The 17,535-nt window shown below is 41.1% G+C and carries 17 protein-coding genes; 1 reads left to right on the forward strand and 16 read right to left on the reverse strand.

Features of this window, described 5'->3' with window-relative positions:
- Nucleotides 1-360: 360 nt before the first annotated feature.
- The 13 genes from GKP30_RS23775 to prfA all read right to left on the reverse strand — a co-directional run bounded on the left by GKP30_RS23775 (nt 361) and on the right by prfA (nt 13,556).
- Entirely contained in the window at nt 361-2,637 is a 2,277-nt protein-coding gene (locus tag GKP30_RS23775) for a S8 family serine peptidase (RefSeq protein WP_328703157.1), read from the reverse strand.
- A 267-nt stretch (nt 2,638-2,904) separates the two neighbouring features.
- On the reverse strand, nt 2,905-3,534 hold the full coding sequence (upp, locus tag GKP30_RS13350) for a uracil phosphoribosyltransferase (protein WP_216829953.1): 630 nt from the start codon (nt 3,532-3,534) through the stop codon (nt 2,905-2,907).
- Between the two features lie 374 nt (nt 3,535-3,908).
- Nucleotides 3,909-5,150, reverse strand: coding sequence for a serine hydroxymethyltransferase (gene glyA, locus GKP30_RS13355; RefSeq protein ID WP_216829954.1), 1,242 nt, complete (start codon nt 5,148-5,150; stop codon nt 3,909-3,911).
- Nucleotides 5,151-5,265: 115 nt separating this feature from the next.
- Complete coding sequence (locus GKP30_RS13360) at nt 5,266-5,829, reverse strand: TIGR01440 family protein (protein WP_216829955.1); 564 nt, start codon at nt 5,827-5,829, stop codon at nt 5,266-5,268.
- A gap of 37 nt (nt 5,830-5,866) precedes the next feature.
- Nucleotides 5,867-6,304: a ribose 5-phosphate isomerase B gene (gene rpiB / locus GKP30_RS13365; RefSeq protein WP_328703158.1), complete on the reverse strand. Its 438-nt coding sequence runs from the start codon at nt 6,302-6,304 to the stop codon at nt 5,867-5,869.
- Nucleotides 6,305-6,321: 17 nt separating this feature from the next.
- Complete coding sequence (locus GKP30_RS13370) at nt 6,322-7,617, reverse strand: methyl-accepting chemotaxis protein (RefSeq protein WP_216829957.1); 1,296 nt, start codon at nt 7,615-7,617, stop codon at nt 6,322-6,324.
- Nucleotides 7,618-7,659: 42 nt separating this feature from the next.
- Nucleotides 7,660-8,097 carry a low molecular weight protein arginine phosphatase gene (locus GKP30_RS13375; RefSeq protein ID WP_216829958.1) on the reverse strand — a complete coding sequence of 146 codons (438 nt, stop codon included), beginning with the start codon at nt 8,095-8,097 and terminating at the stop codon, nt 7,660-7,662.
- A gap of 98 nt (nt 8,098-8,195) precedes the next feature.
- Nucleotides 8,196-8,708: a manganese efflux pump MntP gene (locus GKP30_RS13380; RefSeq protein ID WP_216829990.1), complete on the reverse strand. Its 513-nt coding sequence runs from the start codon at nt 8,706-8,708 to the stop codon at nt 8,196-8,198.
- Between the two features lie 111 nt (nt 8,709-8,819).
- Nucleotides 8,820-9,863 carry an L-threonylcarbamoyladenylate synthase gene (locus GKP30_RS13385; RefSeq protein ID WP_216829959.1) on the reverse strand — a complete coding sequence of 348 codons (1,044 nt, stop codon included), beginning with the start codon at nt 9,861-9,863 and terminating at the stop codon, nt 8,820-8,822.
- A 305-nt stretch (nt 9,864-10,168) separates the two neighbouring features.
- Nucleotides 10,169-10,606: a GNAT family N-acetyltransferase gene (locus tag GKP30_RS13390; protein ID WP_216829960.1), complete on the reverse strand. Its 438-nt coding sequence runs from the start codon at nt 10,604-10,606 to the stop codon at nt 10,169-10,171.
- Nucleotides 10,607-10,723: 117 nt separating this feature from the next.
- On the reverse strand, nt 10,724-11,356 hold the full coding sequence (spoIIR, locus tag GKP30_RS13395) for a stage II sporulation protein R (protein ID WP_216829961.1): 633 nt from the start codon (nt 11,354-11,356) through the stop codon (nt 10,724-10,726).
- A 264-nt stretch (nt 11,357-11,620) separates the two neighbouring features.
- Nucleotides 11,621-12,472 carry a peptide chain release factor N(5)-glutamine methyltransferase gene (gene prmC, locus GKP30_RS13400; RefSeq protein ID WP_216829962.1) on the reverse strand — a complete coding sequence of 284 codons (852 nt, stop codon included), beginning with the start codon at nt 12,470-12,472 and terminating at the stop codon, nt 11,621-11,623.
- A gap of 13 nt (nt 12,473-12,485) precedes the next feature.
- Nucleotides 12,486-13,556 (reverse strand): peptide chain release factor 1, encoded by a 1,071-nt coding sequence (prfA, locus tag GKP30_RS13405; protein ID WP_216829963.1) that lies wholly within the window; start codon nt 13,554-13,556, stop codon nt 12,486-12,488.
- Nucleotides 13,557-13,882: 326 nt separating this feature from the next.
- Between prfA and GKP30_RS13410 the strand changes: the two genes are divergently transcribed.
- A complete protein-coding gene (locus GKP30_RS13410; protein ID WP_216829964.1) occupies nt 13,883-15,214 on the forward strand; it encodes an FAD-dependent oxidoreductase in 1,332 nt (443 codons plus the stop codon).
- A gap of 558 nt (nt 15,215-15,772) precedes the next feature.
- Here the strand turns inward: GKP30_RS13410 and GKP30_RS13415 are convergent.
- From GKP30_RS13415 to GKP30_RS13425, 3 genes are all read right to left on the reverse strand, one after another.
- Nucleotides 15,773-16,252, reverse strand: coding sequence for a hypothetical protein (locus tag GKP30_RS13415; RefSeq protein WP_216829965.1), 480 nt, complete (start codon nt 16,250-16,252; stop codon nt 15,773-15,775).
- Between the two features lie 93 nt (nt 16,253-16,345).
- Nucleotides 16,346-16,954 carry a thymidine kinase gene (locus tag GKP30_RS13420; protein WP_216829966.1) on the reverse strand — a complete coding sequence of 203 codons (609 nt, stop codon included), beginning with the start codon at nt 16,952-16,954 and terminating at the stop codon, nt 16,346-16,348.
- 229 nt (nt 16,955-17,183) lie between these two features.
- Nucleotides 17,184-17,429, reverse strand: coding sequence for a type B 50S ribosomal protein L31 (locus GKP30_RS13425; protein WP_216829967.1), 246 nt, complete (start codon nt 17,427-17,429; stop codon nt 17,184-17,186).
- Nucleotides 17,430-17,535: the final 106 nt, after the last annotated feature.

The raw sequence follows: 17,535 nt of genomic DNA on the forward strand, positions 1-17,535 counted from the left end.
TTTTTCGTTTCATGATGAGGTTTTACGTGTTGTCTTTTTATTTCAATTCAATATGTAACAATATTCTCAATTTCCTTGATATAAATATGTAAACCCTCTCATAACATCCTTTGTAATCGTACAATAGGGGAAACCTGATGTCAACGTGTTTTGACAATAAAAACACAGGTGAATTATGCTAATTATTTCTGTTCACACTTTTGTCAAATTTCACACCTTTGTAATATTATGTTTCCAAAGTTTTACTATGTTATTCATAATGTATTCCATTAAATACCTTTTGTGAACAACGCACATAAATTTTATTATTAAACTTTACTAAAATAATAATAAATAAAAAAGGGATGAGTAAGGAAATTCCTACTCATCACGATTATTTTTATCAGAGGCATGAAAGTCCTCACCAATATATATCATTGTTTCTAAAGTGTCCTCTTTGCCGTCCTGTTCTGCAAAAACCAGTGCCTTGTAAACACCATTCGGGAGTTCTACTCCTTCTAATTCAACTTCTAACAAACCTCTGCCTATATCTTTTTTAGCGTCAAGATACGATATAAACTCAAACGTATCTGGATCGTAGAGTGCAATTCCAACTTCTGTTGCTCCACCAGGTAAGTACATTTCGTACCTATAGGAAGTTACAGAGTCTCCTCTTTCAAAGTTAAAGGCCATCACACGAGGATAATCCGGTTCTTCTATAAAAAACAAGTAAGGAATTCGTATGTCTTCATTTCCACCTTTTACAATTATGTCACCATGATGAATTCCTTCTTTTAATACTGCTGGAAAAATATCCATAACTACTTCTACTTCCTTACTTTCTCCTGCTGGCACTTGAAAAGAAAAAGGTACTTTCCACTGGACTCCATCAGGAGCATCGAGTGGGGGTGATATATAATACGTTTTTTCCTTATTACTATGGTTTTCGACTTTGAGCTTTACACTTTTTACTTCACGGCGATCATCAGCTGCCCACTTCCCAAATGTAACTGCCCCAGGAGAAACGAGTGTATCTGTTCGAATCGCTTTATCGACTTGTATGCGACCTGCTCCTTGTTCATGGGGCAAGTATGGTTTTCCTTCTTGGTCGAAAAGCTGTTTTCCCGTATTCATAAGGGCTGCCTTTATTTGCTCTGGTGTCCATTTAGGATGGGCTTGCTTAATTAATGCCGCTGCTCCTGCTACATGAGGGGCCGACATGCTCGTACCGTTTAGCCCTAAGTATCCTTTAGGGATTGTACTATCAATGGAAACTCCTGGTGCAACAACATCAGGTTTGACTTCCCACGTATGTGTGACTGGTCCTCTTGATGAAAATGGTGCGAGAAGGTCCTCTTCTTTACGGAAGACCGTTCTTATCTGACGTTTTGCTTTTTCCTCAATTTTTTCCTTGATCCACTCACCGTCTTCTTTTGAAATCGTTGCAACTGGAAATTGCAGCGGATCTCCATCAATCGCTCCCATAAATGTACCCGATGTGTTGTTGAAAATAATTAAACCTTTTGCTCCGCTTTCCATGGCATTTCTTGCTTTTTCATGAAAGGGAATGATCCCTCTACGGACGAGGACTATTTTCCCTGCTACATCTTCCATTTCTTCTTTTCTACCTAGCCCCGCAAAAATGACAGGATGATCACGGCGCAAGTTCCATGGGAGCGCCCCAGACATCGAGTTAACTGATATTTCACGATCTTCTCCAAAGATTGTAATATACGGTGTTCTTAATGGCGGTGATGATGCCCCTACCGATATCGCTTTCGTTGACGTTCCTGGAGAGCCTACTGTCCACATATTCGGCCCGCTATTCCCGTTCGACGTCACTGCAACAACCCCAAGTTCTACTGCACGATCAAGTGCTACACTCGTTGGCCAGTCAGGTCCATTTACGGCATTTCCCAGGGAAAGATTGATGACATCTACACCATCTTCTACTGCTCTTTCAATCGATTCAATCACTTGCTCTGTTGTGCCTTGTCCACCAGGCCCTAAAGCTCTGTATGCATAGATTTCAGCTTCAGGCGCCACACCTTTTATCTTTCCATTTGCCGCAATAATTCCCGCTACATGTGTTCCATGAATGGTGATACCACCTTGACGCGGCAACGTTTCCATCGGGTCTTTATCATTATCGACAACATCGTATCCACCTTTAAAGTTTTCCTTTAAATCGGGATGACTGTAATCGATACCCGTATCAATGACAGCTATTTTTACACCATGACCTGTCAGCTTTTCACCTGATCGATCCAATTGGTTTCGAATGTTATCTGTCCCAATAAACGGAACACTATCATCAATGGTTGTTTGATAGGTCATGACGTGGTCAACACGACTTACATCTGTCATTTTTTCTAGCTTCGGTACGTCCTTTTCTTTTAGCTCTAGTGAAAACCCGGAATATACGAGTTTAAATCGCTTTCTTACTTTACTTTCAGGAATTGCTTTTTGAACTTTTTCAATGACACGGTCGATTTTATGTTGACTTACCTCAACCATGACAACTTGAGTGTCTTCACCCATTGCATCGTCCAAAGGTGGTCGCTCTGGAAATTGGCTCGCCCCTGCAGTATTGCTTGTAAGTGCTAGTAAGACAAGCTGTACAATTACGATTAAAGCAAGTAGCCTCCGTCGTTTCATTGGAGCTTCCCCTTTCTTTGACAAGAATTGTTTAGTTAGTATGTAACAATTAGGGGAATTTCATGAGTAAGAAAATAGAAAAAGAGGCCACAAATTGAAGTACATGCAACTCGAACTTCGAAGAAATAAACGCGAACGTTCGCGTCATCTTTAGGTTCGTGATCACGAGTGGGCAGATACTTTTTGTGGGCCTCTTATGTTTTTGACCGCTCTAGCATTTGCTGTCTTGAGCGATTGATTTAAATTGATCTCATTGGAGGGTTGAAACTATTTCGTACCAAATAGACGGTCTCCAGCGTCTCCTAGTCCTGGAACGATATAACCTTTTTCGTTTAGTTTTTCATCAAGCGCTGCAAGGTAAATATCTACATCAGGGTGAGCTTCTTTTACAATCTCCACACCTTCTGGAGCAGCGATTAAGCACATTAATTTAATCGTTTTAGCTCCGCGCTTTTTCAGGCTGCGGATCGCTTCAACTGCTGATCCCCCTGTTGCTAGCATCGGATCAATTACGATGAATTCACGTTCTTCGACATCTGCTGGTAATTTTACGTAGTACTCAACTGGTTGTAATGTTTCGGGATCACGATATAAACCAACATGTCCTACTTTCGCTGCTGGGATCAGACGTAGGATACCGTCTACCATACCTAAGCCTGCGCGTAAAATTGGTACAAGGCCTAATTTTTTACCTGCAATTGTTTTAGACTGAGCTGGTCCAACTGGCGTGTCTATTGTTACTTCTTGTAGCGGAAGCTCTCTTGTAATTTCAAATGCCATAAGTGCAGCTACTTCATCAACAAGTTCACGGAACTCTTTAGTTCCAGTAGATTTATCACGAATGTAAGTTAGCTTATGCTGAATAAGCGGGTGGTCAAACACAAATACTTTGCTCATTATGTTAGCTCCTTTTCAAATGTTTTGACGAGCATTTTATATCATTATGTAAATCACTCCTCAAAATTCTACAAAAAAAAACAAAAACATTCAAGCGAATGATTGCTAAAGTCAGAGCAACGTCAAAATTCCAGAAGCGACTAATCCTTTTAGGACCTATGGTTTATCCCCTGCTATTCAAGAGAATAGATACTTGCAATCCAGTTAATACCGTAATTTCACCTGACTGCGAGGCCGTTATTTGACTGGTATCCTCTTTATTTATTATTAAATGGTGCCAGGCACCTTCACCATATTACCGTAGTGAAGGTGCCTGGCACCATAATAAAAAAAGAAAAAAGTTCGTCTTCCATGGGAAGACGAACTTTTCGGTCTTATAGGTTTGGATACATTGGGAATTTCTTCGTTAATGCATCTACACGCTCGCTTGCTTCTTTTAGCTTTTCTTCGTTGTCGATGTTTTTCAATGTTAGAGCGATGATTTCTCCAAGCTCATCCATTGCTTCTTCATCTAAGCCGCGAGAAGTTACAGCTGCTGTACCGATACGAATTCCACTTGTTACAAAAGGACTTTCTGGGTCAAACGGGATCGTGTTTTTATTAGTTGTAATTCCAACTTCATCAAGAGCATGCTCAGCAACTTTACCTGTTAATTTTAAACCAGTTAGATCTAAAAGTAATAGATGGTTATCGGTACCACCTGAAACAAGTTGAATCCCTTCGCTCTTCAGCTTTTCTCCTAAGCGCTTAGCATTTTTAATGATATTTTCTGCATATGTTTTGAACTCAGGTTGTAACGCTTCACCAAAAGAAACCGCTTTTGCTGCGATTACGTGCATTAATGGACCACCTTGAATTCCAGGGAATATTGACTTATCGATTTTTCTTCCGAATTCTTCAAGACATAAAATCATCCCACCACGAGGTCCACGTAAAGTTTTATGTGTAGTCGTTGTTACAAAATGCGCATGAGGCACTGGACTTGGATGTAATCCAGCAGCAACAAGCCCTGCAATATGAGCCATGTCGACCATTAAGTATGCCCCAACTTCATCAGCGATCTCACGGAATTTTGCAAAATCAATTTCACGAGGATATGCACTTGCTCCTGCTACAATTAATTTTGGCTTATGTTCTTTAGCGAGCTCACGAACTTTATCATAGTTAATCGTTTGTGTTTCTTCGTCAACACCGTACTCAACAAAGTTGTATTGAACACCACTGAAGTTTACAGGGCTTCCGTGAGTTAAGTGACCACCATGTGATAAGTTCATTCCTAGAACTGTATCACCTTGCTCTAAAATTGTGAAATAAACTGCCATATTCGCTTGTGCACCTGAATGCGGCTGAACGTTAACATACTCTGCACCAAAAATTTCTTTCGCGCGGTCGCGAGCTAAATCTTCAACGATGTCTACATATTCACAGCCACCGTAATAGCGACGTCCTGGATAACCTTCTGCATATTTGTTAGTAAGAACTGATCCTTGCGTAGCCATAACCGCTTCACTAACAAAGTTTTCAGAAGCAATTAATTCAATCTTATCTCGTTGTCGACCTAACTCTAGTTGGATGGCTTCATATACTTTAGGATCTTGTTTTTTCAAAGTTTCCATCTTTTTATTTTCCCCTTTCAGTAGCAACCATTCTTCGTGTTTTTCGGTTTATACTTTCCAATTCAATTCTATTCTACCACGAAAATACGACAAAATCCGTACCTTTTTTTAAAAATCAAAAACAATCTTCACGATTTCCTTGATTTCTATAAACTGCTCGCTCGCCACCAATCAATTTCGGTCTTGTTTTTGCAAGCGTGACGTGCGCCTCACCAATCGAACGTATCGTACTGCGCAGCGGTACAGCAACTCGTTTTAAATGCATTCCAATCAGCGTGTCTCCAATATCAATTCCTGCATCAGCTGCAATCGTTTCAACAAGCACAGGCTGTTTCATGTTCGTGTATGCATGAGCTGCCATTGAGCCACCTGCACTTTTTACAGGAATAGCAGAAACGATTTCGAGACGGTGTTCTTTGGCCGTTTCTTTCTCGACAACTAAGGCGCGGTTGAGGTGTTCACAGCATTGAAAGGCGAGCTGCACACCTGTACGTTCCTTATATTCAGCAAAAGCGGAAAAGAGGGTTTCGCTTACACCCTCTGATCCGCTCGTTCCAATTTTCTTCCCGACCACTTCACTCGTACTCGTACCAATGACAAGAATGTGTTCATCTGATAATGGCATTTCTTGATGCAGTTCTTCTAACACTTGCAGAATATCCTTTTTGATTTGTACCATCAAATCGGCCACCCTGTGTACACCTTCTCTCAATTACTTATTTTTCGTACTCTCTAATTTTACTTACACGACGCTCGTGTCTTCCACCTTCATACTCTGTTTCTAACCAAACTTTAGCAATTTCACGTGCAAGACCTGGTCCAATAACTCTTTCACCCATTGCTAATACATTACTGTCATTATGTTCACGCGTCGCCTTAGCACTAAATAAGTCATGAACAAGTGCACAACGAACACCCTTTACTTTATTCGCAGCAATTGACATGCCAATGCCTGTCCCACACACTAGAATTCCGCGGTCCACTTGACCACTTGCTACTTGCTCTGCTACAGGTAATGCATAGTCTGGATAATCAACTGACTCTGTACAATCACAGCCTACATCTTCAAACTCAATACCCATTTCAGTCATTAATTGCTTAATTTCCTCTTTAATATTTACTCCACCGTGATCTGATCCAATCGCTACTTTCACTTGAATACCCTCCATTTTTATGTTGAAAACTTTTTAATGGTTGCTTTTAGCTTTTGAGCTTGTCCATTTAAAATTTGTGCCGTCGCAGCCACTTCTTCAATAATCATCGTTTGCTGATCGGTTGCCGTTGCTACTTCTAAAGCACCAGCTGACGTTTGTTCGGCAATCGCCGCCACCTCTTGTGTTTCTTGTGTTGTCGCCATAATTGACCCAAGTTGATTGTCAATTAAATGGGAGATATCATGAATTGCTTCTGACACTTCTAAAATAGATTTTTCCATAAGACTAATCGCTTTGTTTGTTTCAGTGCCTTTTACCGATTGGTCATTGGCTACTTTTACTTGATTTGTAATTTGTGTAACGACATTACCGACTTCATGCTGAATATCGTTTATTAGCTTCGTGATGCCTTGTACTGCTTTCGAGCTTTCATCAGCTAATTTTCTCACTTCATCAGCAACAACAGCGAAGCCTCTACCTTGTTCACCAGCACGAGCTGCTTCAATCGATGCATTTAGCGCTAGCAAATTCGTTTGCGCTGCAATATCACCGACTAAGGAAATAATGTCTTCGACTTGTTTGGCTTGCTTATTTAATCGTTCCACTGCTGTCAACGAATGCTGATTATCTTCTGCCAGCTGCTTAATACCCGTTACGAGATGGTCAATGACTTGACGACTGTCTGTAAGCTTTTTCACCATATGTTCCGCTGATGTTTTTGAAGCAGACGCACGGTCTTGTACCTTCATAGCTATCGTCGAAACATCTTCCATTGACTCTGCCGTATTTTGGATCGCATTGGCAGATCCTTCTGCTCCTTTGGCAATCTCTTCAATCGTTCGGCTAATATTTTCTGCTTTTTCAGATGCTAATTCAGAAGCACCCGTAATTTCAGATACTTTCTGATTGGTTTGCTCAAAATTTTCTTCGATATCTTTTACCATACCGCGTAAGCTTGTCAGCATTTCATTAAAAGCCAACCCTAAAGCACGAATTTCATCATCTGATTTAGAAATGGCAACATCGACTTTAATATCCCCTGCTGCTGCTTTTCTTGCAGCTTCTTCAAGTTGATGGAGAGGCTTCGTAATGAGGGGGGCTGCTAAAAAGCCTAATATCCCGCACCACGTAACACCTAACACTAACGTAATGACAATAAATACATCGCTATCCACATTGAATAATCCTTGCAAGTAATCGGCTAAAAAGAAAATAAAAAACGCACTTGTTCCATATGTAATAAGAGCAAGTCCACTTATCCCCAACACTAATTTCTTTCGGATACTAAAGCTATATGATTTTTTCTCTCTCACTGGTGCACCTCTCGCTCATTTAAATACGATTTACTCAACCTGTTACTTTTTTATTATTTTCTCTACCATCTTTTCGATTTCATCTGCTGTTAACCGGTAATGCTCAACCGAACCGCCGAACGGATCAACAACATCCCCTGTGAAACCTTCATTCCCTAATGCGAATTCCTTTAATGTATATATCTTTTCTCCCATTTCAGGATATTGGCTAAGAATAAATTGTTTATGATTTCCTGTCATCGTAAAAACAACCGATGCCCATTCTAAAAGCTCATGAGACAAAGGCTGCGAGCGGTGATCACAAGCAATACCTCGTTCTTTTAATACTTCGATCGCCTGTTCACTCGCTTGACTACCAGGATTTGCATAAATGCCTGCTGACTTCACTTCGAGTTGATTATTCGTTTTTTGCTTTAATATGGCTTCTGCCATCGGACTTCTGCACGTGTTTCCTGTACATACGAAAAGTACTCGCTTCATAGAATCGCGTATCCTTTCTTGTTTTTTTCTTCCACAAACAGCTAATTATTTAATTTTTCTTTTATTTTACCACAACTTTTTTATTTTCATATCATCAGTTAGGGCAAAAGTAACTTTACTCCAAAGCCCATCAAAATTAACCCGCCGAGTAGTTCTCCATAAGAGCCAATCACACCTTTAAAACGCGAGCCCATCACTAAACCGATCCATGAAAGCACCATACTCATGACACCAAAAGCAGCAACGGCAATCATCGTTTTAGCTCCAAGCATTCCGAGACTAAGCCCCGCAGAAAAACTATCTAAGCTGACACTTAGTGCAAAAACCAACAGTCCGAGCCCGACTGGCTTCATCATCTGACCTTCCTCTTTCTTTAATGATGCGACTGCCATTTGAAATCCGAGAAACAAAAGAAGTCCGCCCCCTAAGTATGTAGCAAATAAGCCAAAATAATTAGAGACGAGCTTCCCTGTAACAATTCCTAATAAAGGCATGATAATATGGAAGGCGCCAATGACGATACCAATGTTGAACATTTGTCGGTACCGCAATCCGACTAATCCCATTCCTAACGCAACCGAAAAAGCATCCATTCCAAGTGCGGTTGCCATTATAAATAACGTAATGAATTCTCCTACCACCGCGACCACTCCTTGTCCGTGCTACTTCAATGTATGCACGTCCAAGGGGAAATAGACATTTATTTGGGGGTCTGTCCCCCATCATATCACTTTCTTCCCTGCCGCTTTTTCTAAGCGATTCATTATCGCCACACCGACCCCTTCTTTAGGAAAGGTCTCTGCTAAAATAAGATCGATCTCATGCTCGTCAAACTGGCGTAGTGTTCCGTACAGGTGCGTCGCGACCGTTTCTAGATCTTTACGGAAGCCACATGGTATAACAAGATCTGCTTCGTAATTGCTTGCTCCTTCATGTGTCGTTAACACTCCGACTCGTTTTCCTGCATTACGAAACTCGTCCACAACCTGTTGCATTCGTTGTGTGTACTGTTCAACTAAGTACATTTCAGCATTTGGAGCATAGTGTGTATATTTAACACCTGGGGAGCGTGGTGTGCTTCCTTCCTGCTCAAGTGCTGGGTCAACCTTTACAGGACCAACGACATGTTCAAGTTGGTTTTTTGTAATTCCACCAGGTCTTAAAATAACAGGCACGGCTTCGGTACAGTCAACAACCGTTGATTCGACGCCGACGCCCGTTTGGCCACCATCGACAATTCCTTTGATTCTGCCATTTAAATCATGTTTCACATGCTGGGCGGTTGTCGGGCTTGGCTTGCCAGAGACGTTCGCGCTCGGAGCAGCTACAGGAACATTCGCTTCTTCAAGTAAGGCTAACGCAACAGGATGATCAGGAATTCGAATGGCAATTGTATGTAAATTAGCTGTCACTCGTGGTGAAACGCTGTGATTACTAGGTAAAACGATCGTTAATGGCCCTGGCCAGAACGCATCCATTAGTTTTTCAGCTCGGTCAGGAATCTCGGAAACTAACATTCGTACCTGGTCCTTCGAGGCGACATGAACGATGAGCGGATTGTCGCTTGGTCTCCCTTTGGCACGAAATATTTTTTCTATCGCTTCATCGATTAACGCATTACCTCCGAGGCCGTACACCGTTTCGGTTGGAAAAGCGACGACTTCGCCTTCCTTTATCCACAGTGCCGCTTCCTTGATTTCATTAAGTTTATTTAAGTTATCTATATTTTTATCCACAGTCCAATACACAGTTTGTTTATTACTCACGATTTATCCACCTCATCGTCTATTTTCTATTACTTTTAATAACCCTGTCAAACAAAGTCGAAAAACGCTGTAAAATCAACGTTTCTAATTAAGTCACTTTGACAGCATGTATACAAAAAGAAAAAGTTACCCACAATTTGTGGATAACCTGTGCATAACTTTATGGATAATAACCGATTTCCCTCCGCATTCCTCTACAAACTCCACTTTATTCACATGTGCATAAAAGGTGCCAGGCACCACCCGTGGTGCCTGGCACCTTTTATTTTTACTTCTTTTACTTCATTTATTTCATTTCCTTTTTATTATAAGTCCATAGCCATGAGTTTAGTTACGCCTTTTACGTATTGGCCAAAGTGTGGGGAGTTTTCCACATGTTCAGGGATATGATCATCATCCACAATTTTAAATCCTAAGTATTCAAAGAAATCTAATGAACGGTGAGTAATTAAGTATAGCTTATCTAATTCCTTTTGCTTGGCATATGCTAAGGCGATTTCTAAAAAGTCGAGACCGATTTTGGCATTCCAATGTTCTGATTTGATGACGAGGGAACGAAGTAAACCGTCGTTTCCAATAGGTTCAATTCCAACAGTACCTACAATTTCCTTTGTGTCGGTTTCTACTACTAAAAAATGATCGAGTCTTTTTTCAATTCCTTCTTCTGTCAAGCCAGCTTTCGCTACTAGACGTTGGATCGGTAGTAAATCCTTTGCTTCGGCAATTCGTATAACAATTGACACGTACTCGTCCTCCCTTTAGATCAGTTATCTACTAACTACTACCATCTATATGAGAGGACTCTATCAATTATTCTATTTTTTCTATCACCAAAAATCTTTTTTAATCCTGTCTACTATTTATGCTGTAAACCAACCCTTCACTGTGTCAAAGATTTCAATGACAAAGAACTTTACTTCTACTTCTTGACCTTCCGTCTCTGTCTCTGCCTCAGCTGCTTCAACACCACTATTACGCTCATCATGCTCGACTGCATCGCCATTTGCAAAATCTAAGAAACATAACGGTGGAAATAAAACGCACCACCAATTCTCGCCATTACCATTTCCAAGTGTAATTAACACTGCATTGTACTCTCCAGCTGGATATACTAAATGTCCATATAATTTCGTCGGAAACTGAACTCTATTAAACTCTACATTAAATGATTGGTTAATACCACTTTTTGCTAGTTTATCTGCAACAATTGCTTCTATTTCATCTAAATTCGCTTCAATGACGTCTTTTGCTTCATCCATTGAGTCGATATGTAACACCCAATCGGTAATCGTAGCATTAACTTCATCGCGAATGTCTCTTTTTAAGATTTGATCTTTAATGGAGTCACTATTCGCAAGGATACGTAAACGAATAGCTTCATCTTGACTCACTTCATCATGGAAAGAAGCGGCCGCCATATAATTTTGAGATTCCCAATTCATTACTAAAATAAAAACAAAGAATAATAGATAAAAAAGAACTTTAAAATTCATATTAGTGCCCCCACCTTTCTATACAAGCATTGTCGTCAAGGCGGGGTATTTTTAAACAATAAAACGTTCGACAATTTCATCAAAAGGGGGCGATACGATTTTCAGGATCAACCGACACCCCTGAACTATAAGGGTTTTAAGCCCGATGAGCTGCGAATAAAAAATTTTAGCACTTCTTTAATTCACCATTATACTTAGTTTTAAATTTGCGCCCTCTGGTCTCACTCAATCACTTAAACCAGAACCTTATAAACGTCCTTCACTCTACCATTCTGCAAAAACCATTCGATCTTTTCCGTTAATATCTAAAACGACTTCAACGTTTGCCTTCGGAATTCGTTCTTGCAATAACTGGGAGACTGCTTCACCTTGTCCTGCGCCGATCTCAAACGCAACGATCGCATGTTCACCCGTTACTAGCGGAATTTCTTCAGCAAGTCGGCGATAAAAATCCAACCCATCTTCACCGCCATAGAGAGCACTAGCTGGTTCTTTTTGGCTAACATATGGCGATAGCGTCACTTCGTCAGCTAGCGGGATATAAGGCGGATTAGATACTACTACATCAACGTTTGCATCGGCTTCAATTAGTGGCTGGAGCAAATCACCGTGGACCCAAGCTACGTCCGCATGTAAATGCTCGTCATTTTTCTTGGCGACTGATAGAGCCGCTTCCGAAATATCGACGGCACTCACTTGAAGTCGCTCACTCTCTAAAGCAAGTGTTATCGCAATCGCTCCACTGCCTGTACCGACATCAACTACTTTTAACTGAGCTTGATCTGGATATTTTTTTTCTATCCGCTGTAAAAGCCCTTGTACTAATTCTTCAGTCTCTGGTCTTGGAATTAAGACGTCTTGATTTACGATAAACGTCCGATCATAAAATTGTTCAACACCCGTTAAATGCTGCACAGGCGTTCCATCAGCATAGGCATGAATGTCGTCAGTAAAACGCTCCTGTTGCTCTAGCGTTAACTCATCGTGCATTGCCATATATAGCTGTGTTAAATCTTTTTGTAAATGATGCCGTAAAAGAATTTGGGCGACAGGCTGTTCTAAGTTCCGTTCTTCTAAAAAAGAAGAAGCCCATTTGAGGGCTTCGTGTACTTTCATTAGTTGCTTCATATTAAGAGTCAGCCTTTTTCATTAGATCAGCCTGCTCTTCAACGATAAGCGCATCGATGATTTCATCGAGTTTTCCTTGAAGAATTTGATCTAATTTTTGTAACGTCAGCCCAATACGGTGATCGGTTACACGGCTTTGCGGGAAGTTATACGTACGAATACGCTCTGAACGGTCACCTGTACCAACAGCAAGCTTACGGTTTTCCGAATACTCAGCTTGTGCCTCTTGTTGAAATTTATCATAGATACGTGCACGAAGAACTTTCATCGCTTTATCTTTATTTTTAATTTGAGACTTTTCATCCTGACACGATACAACGATTCCTGTAGGAACGTGCGTTAAGCGCACCGCAGACATCGTCGTGTTAACACTTTGTCCACCAGGACCACTTGAAGCAAATGTATCGACACGGATATCTTTGTCGTGTACTTCAACTTCAACTTCTTCAGCCTCTGGTAAAACTGCAACAGTTGCTGTAGAGGTATGAATACGACCACCTGACTCTGTTTCAGGGACACGCTGTACACGGTGAGCACCGTTTTCATACTTAAGTTTCGAATACGCACCTTTACCATTAATCATAAAGATAACTTCCTTAAATCCACCTACACCTGTCGTATTAGCTTCCATTAATTCTGTCTTCCAACCTTGTGTTTCCGCAAAGCGACTATACATGCGATACAAATCGCCAGCAAATAATGCGGCCTCGTCTCCTCCAGCTGCTCCGCGGATCTCCATGATAACGTTCTTATCATCATTCGGATCTTTCGGAAGTAAAAGAATTTTCAAACGGGCTTCAAGCTCCGTTTGTTGTTTACTTAGCTCACTAATCTCTTCTTTTACCATTTCATGCATTTCACTATCAAGCTTTTCTTCAAGCATTGCTCTTGCTTCTTTATATTGCTCTACAACGCTCTTATATTCACGATAAGCTTGTACCGTTTCTTCTAGATCTGATTGTTCTTTTGAATATTCACGTAGTTTTTTTGAGTCGCTAATGACTTCAGGGTCACTTAGCATTTCATTTAATCGGTCATATCTGTCTTCTAGTGATTGCAGACGTTCTAACACACGCTTCACCTCATTATTTCAGTCCATAACAGTCTAATTATAGTATAAGCAACCTCTTGAGTCAAAATGAGTATTAATTTCCAGATTGCTCTGTTTTCCTCGAATGATTTCAGGCTAAACTTATGGATCTAGCCTCAACTTGTCACTACTTCGCCTAACCCTTATTCCTACAGTCTAACCGTCATTTCCCTCGTTTAACGATATAATTTCTAGATTTTTTCATCATCATCAAAGTTTGGTTTTCTAATATTGTATTCGGGAATAGTAGTAGTGGACATAAAAAGAAACTAGTAGCGACTTTGTAGCATAAAAAATGAGGTGAAAACATGAAATATGTCATCATTGGCGGCGATGCTGCAGGGATGAGTGCAGCAATGCAAATCGTACGAAATGAAGAAAACCCAACAATTATTACTCTTGAAAAAGGCGGTTATTATTCCTATGCCCAGTGCGGTCTTCCATATGTAGTTGGCGGACATATTCCTACAACAGAAAAGCTGGTGGCCCGTGATGTCGAGACCTTTCGTGAAAAATACAATATCGATGCCCGTACCTTCCATGAAGTGGATCATATCGATCCGAAAGAAAAGACCGTTAGTGGGGTCGATCTTAAAATGAAGCAGCGATTTTCAATTGAGTATGATAAGTTACTCATTGCAACAGGAGCTGATCCGATTGTTCCTAAATGGGAAGGAAAAGACTTAAAAGGAATTCATACAATAAAAACAATCCCTGATATTAAAAAACTTCAGGAACAGCTTGATAAAAATATAAAAAAAGCGACGATTATCGGTGGCGGTTATATCGGGTTAGAGATGGCGGAAAACCTTGTCGATCTTGGTCTAAACGTTTCTATTGTCGAAAGGCGTAATCAAGTAGCTACCATTTTCGATGAAGAGATGGCTACTCATATTCACGAGGAAGCCAAAAAGCATGGTATTCAATTGTTTCTCGACGAATCCGTACAGTCTTTTAATGGTACCGATCATGTACAGCAGGTCATTACAGATAAACAGCAGCTAGATACCGAACTCGTCATCGTATCGGTTGGCGCAACACCAACTACAAGCTTTTTAAAGGACACTGGCTTGCACTTTTATCCGAATGGAGCAATTATTGTCGATGGCTATATGAAAACAAACCTAGACGATGTATGGGCTGCTGGTGACTGCGCCACGCAATACCACCGCGTGAAGGAAAAAAACGATTATATTCCACTAGGAACTCACGCCAACAAACAAGGAAGAATTGCCGGGTTAAATATGGTCGGTAAACCACGGGTGTTTAAAGGCGTAACCGGCACTTCTATTTTAAAATTCTTTGACCTGACGCTAGCTCGAACAGGTTTAAATGAAGCGGAAGTAACTGAATTAGGCCTAGAGTATGAAACGATTTCAGGCGAGACCTTGCACATTGCGGGCTATTACCCTGAACCAAAACCATTATATTTGAAAATCATTTACGATAAAAAAACGAACCAATTATTAGGCGCTCAAGTGATTGGTAAGGCAGGCGTCGATAAGCGAGTGGACGTTTTGTCTGTCGCCCTCTACCATAAAATGACGATCACCGAATTAGAGGACTTGGATTTAGCCTATGCACCTCCTTTTAATAGCGTTTGGGATCCTATTCAACAATTAGCCCGCCGCCAGCGATAGTTGGTTTTAGTTTGGTTTAATAAGAGTATCGGGGGTGTTTTAGACTAGTGCTCTATGACTCGCGTTTGGTTCCCGCTTCCTTCGATACTCTTGCCGCTCAGGCTCCATTCCGCGCGTTTAGTTACCGCATCCTTCTTTTTTCTTACCACTTGGGCTCTATTCCTCGCCTTTAGTTCCCGCATCGTCCGTTTTTCTTGCCGCTCGGGCCCTATTCCCCGCCTTTAGTTACCGCATCCTACAGTTTTCCTGCCGCTCGGGCTCCAATACGCGTATTTAGTTTCCTTATCCTTCCTTTTTCTTTCCGCTCGGGCTTCATTACGCTCCTTTAGTTACCGCCGCCTTCCGTTTTCTTGCCGCTCGGGCTCTATTCCTCCCCTTAGTTCTCTCTCTTCCTAAACAAAACGGTTTCTTCTCTGACACAGAGATCAGCACCTACACCACCAAATTCACAAAAAAAAGAGGCTACTCTTTGCCCGTATCGATACCAGTGTTTCTCGCCATCAACAGCCGAGAAAATCTGGTCAATCCACACGAGTGAGTCAACCTCTTTACAAATGTTTATTGTTGTTGTTGTCCACCAGGATTTAGGTGAATTTGGTACCGCGGAATTCCTTGCATAAGGGCCGTTCGCAATTCCCTTAATTTCTTTTCTTTTGCTTTCCCCTGAAAATTTCCGCCGTCGTCCACGTTGACCCAAGCATGATGTCCTGCCGTTATGATCATACCAGGTGTAAAGCCATTCATCTCGACGATTTCTCTAATTTTATCTTGGTCTTTACCGAGGTCTTGTCTATCTCGTGTTAACGTACGGTAACTTGCACTATGATTCACTTCTCCTTCGTGTAAAGCAGTAGGTCGTTGGTTGATTATTGAATAATTAATCGGACCAGGACCTAACATCCCATAGCCAATGCTTTCGCTTGTTACCTGTTGCCCAGAGCCTGGGTTCCCCCCACCTAACGCTTGCGGCGGGTTAGCTGGCGTACAAGCCGAAAGTAGTAATGCACTTAATCCACAGCCAATGATGAACTTTTTCATAAAGGGCACCTCCATTGCAACATTCATGAAGCTGCATTTATAGAGTACCCGTATTGAGGCATTACTTACCGAACAAAATTACCCAACCACAGTTTAGTTACTGACTCTTTCCTTTACAAGCTGGGGCTTTCCAGGAACAACATGACAATGGCGACAACGTGGTTCATAGCTTTCGGAAGCACCCACTAAAATGATCGGATCATTATAGCTGGCAGGCTCTCCTTCAATGAGACGTTGTGTTCTACTTGCTGGCGACCCACAGCATGGACAAACTGCGTGAAGCTTTTGGACTTCTTCGGCTAATGAGAGCAATAATGGCATTGGGCCAAATGGCTCGCCGCGGAAATCTTGGTCTAACCCCGCACAAATAACTCTTTTTCCTTTATTCGCCAGTTCATCAACGACACCAACGATATTTTCATCAAAAAATTGAATTTCATCAATTGCAACGACTTGTGTATCTTCTTTTACATTTTCTAAAATATCTATAGCTTCAGCCACTGGAAGTGCTGTTACTTTCGAGCCACTATGTGAAACGACTTCCACTTCACTGTAACGGTTATCGATGACAGGTTTAAAGACTTGGACCTTTAAATTTCCGTAGCTGACTCTTCGGACACGTCGAATGAGTTCTTCTGATTTTCCAGAGAACATACTTCCACAGATTACCTCAACCCAGCCTTCTTTCTTCATTAGATACATTGGAACGTTCCCCACCCTTACGCATTGTTTCCTTACAAATTTTTGGCTTTTTTCTAAAAGATGGTGCTTAAGCTATTGGGTCGTTAACAAAGCGCTAAGCTTGCTTTTTCGTGCGATAGCGTGATGGTCCAATAACAACAAAGTATACGAAAAACAGCCATTATTTATACTCTATAGATATGAAAAAACAGGCAAGTTTGGTACTTGCCTGTTATCCTCATTACGAGCATTACTTAAGATTATATTTTTTCTTGAAGCGGTCAACACGGCCACCAGCATCAGCAAGCTTTTGCTTACCAGTGTAGAATGGGTGTGAATCAGCACTGATTTCCACTTTAAGTAATGGATACTCGTTACCGTCTTCCCACTCAATCGTTTCGTTTGAGTACTTCGTAGAACCGCTTAGAAACTTAAATCCAGTAGTTGTATCTAAGAATACCACTTTACGGTAATCTGGATGGATTTCTGGTCTCATTCGTTCTCAACTCCTTCCGCCCTGAATCTTTTCGAAACAGAGTTTAAAATCACACATGTCGAAATTATAACAAGGCATAGATCATTTTGCAACTTTATTTTGAATA

This window comes from Alkalihalobacterium elongatum (assembly GCF_019024285.1).
GTDB classification, from domain to species: domain Bacteria; phylum Bacillota; class Bacilli; order Bacillales; family Bacillaceae_F; genus Alkalihalobacterium; species Alkalihalobacterium elongatum.

Bases quoted from the DNA above. Each gene is read 5' to 3' on its own strand.
- glyA (WP_216829954.1), bottom strand. From the start codon at position 5,150: ATGGAAACTTTGAAAAAACAAGATCCTAAAGTATATGAAGCCATCCAA.
- GKP30_RS23775 (WP_328703157.1), bottom strand. From the start codon at position 2,637: ATGAAACGACGGAGGCTACTTGCTTTAATCGTAATTGTACAGCTTGTC.
- GKP30_RS13380 (WP_216829990.1), bottom strand. From the start codon at position 8,708: ATGGCAACCGCACTTGGAATGGATGCTTTTTCGGTTGCGTTAGGAATG.
- GKP30_RS13415 (WP_216829965.1), bottom strand. From the start codon at position 16,252: ATGAAAAAGTTCATCATTGGCTGTGGATTAAGTGCATTACTACTTTCG.
- GKP30_RS13410 (WP_216829964.1), top strand. From the start codon at position 13,883: ATGAAATATGTCATCATTGGCGGCGATGCTGCAGGGATGAGTGCAGCA.
- spoIIR (WP_216829961.1), bottom strand. From the start codon at position 11,356: ATGAATTTTAAAGTTCTTTTTTATCTATTATTCTTTGTTTTTATTTTA.
- prmC (WP_216829962.1), bottom strand. From the start codon at position 12,472: ATGAAAGTACACGAAGCCCTCAAATGGGCTTCTTCTTTTTTAGAAGAA.
- GKP30_RS13360 (WP_216829955.1), bottom strand. From the start codon at position 5,829: ATGGTACAAATCAAAAAGGATATTCTGCAAGTGTTAGAAGAACTGCAT.
- GKP30_RS13425 (WP_216829967.1), bottom strand. From the start codon at position 17,429: ATGAGACCAGAAATCCATCCAGATTACCGTAAAGTGGTATTCTTAGAT.
- GKP30_RS13420 (WP_216829966.1), bottom strand. From the start codon at position 16,954: ATGTATCTAATGAAGAAAGAAGGCTGGGTTGAGGTAATCTGTGGAAGT.
- GKP30_RS13375 (WP_216829958.1), bottom strand. From the start codon at position 8,097: ATGAAGCGAGTACTTTTCGTATGTACAGGAAACACGTGCAGAAGTCCG.
- upp (WP_216829953.1), bottom strand. From the start codon at position 3,534: ATGAGCAAAGTATTTGTGTTTGACCACCCGCTTATTCAGCATAAGCTA.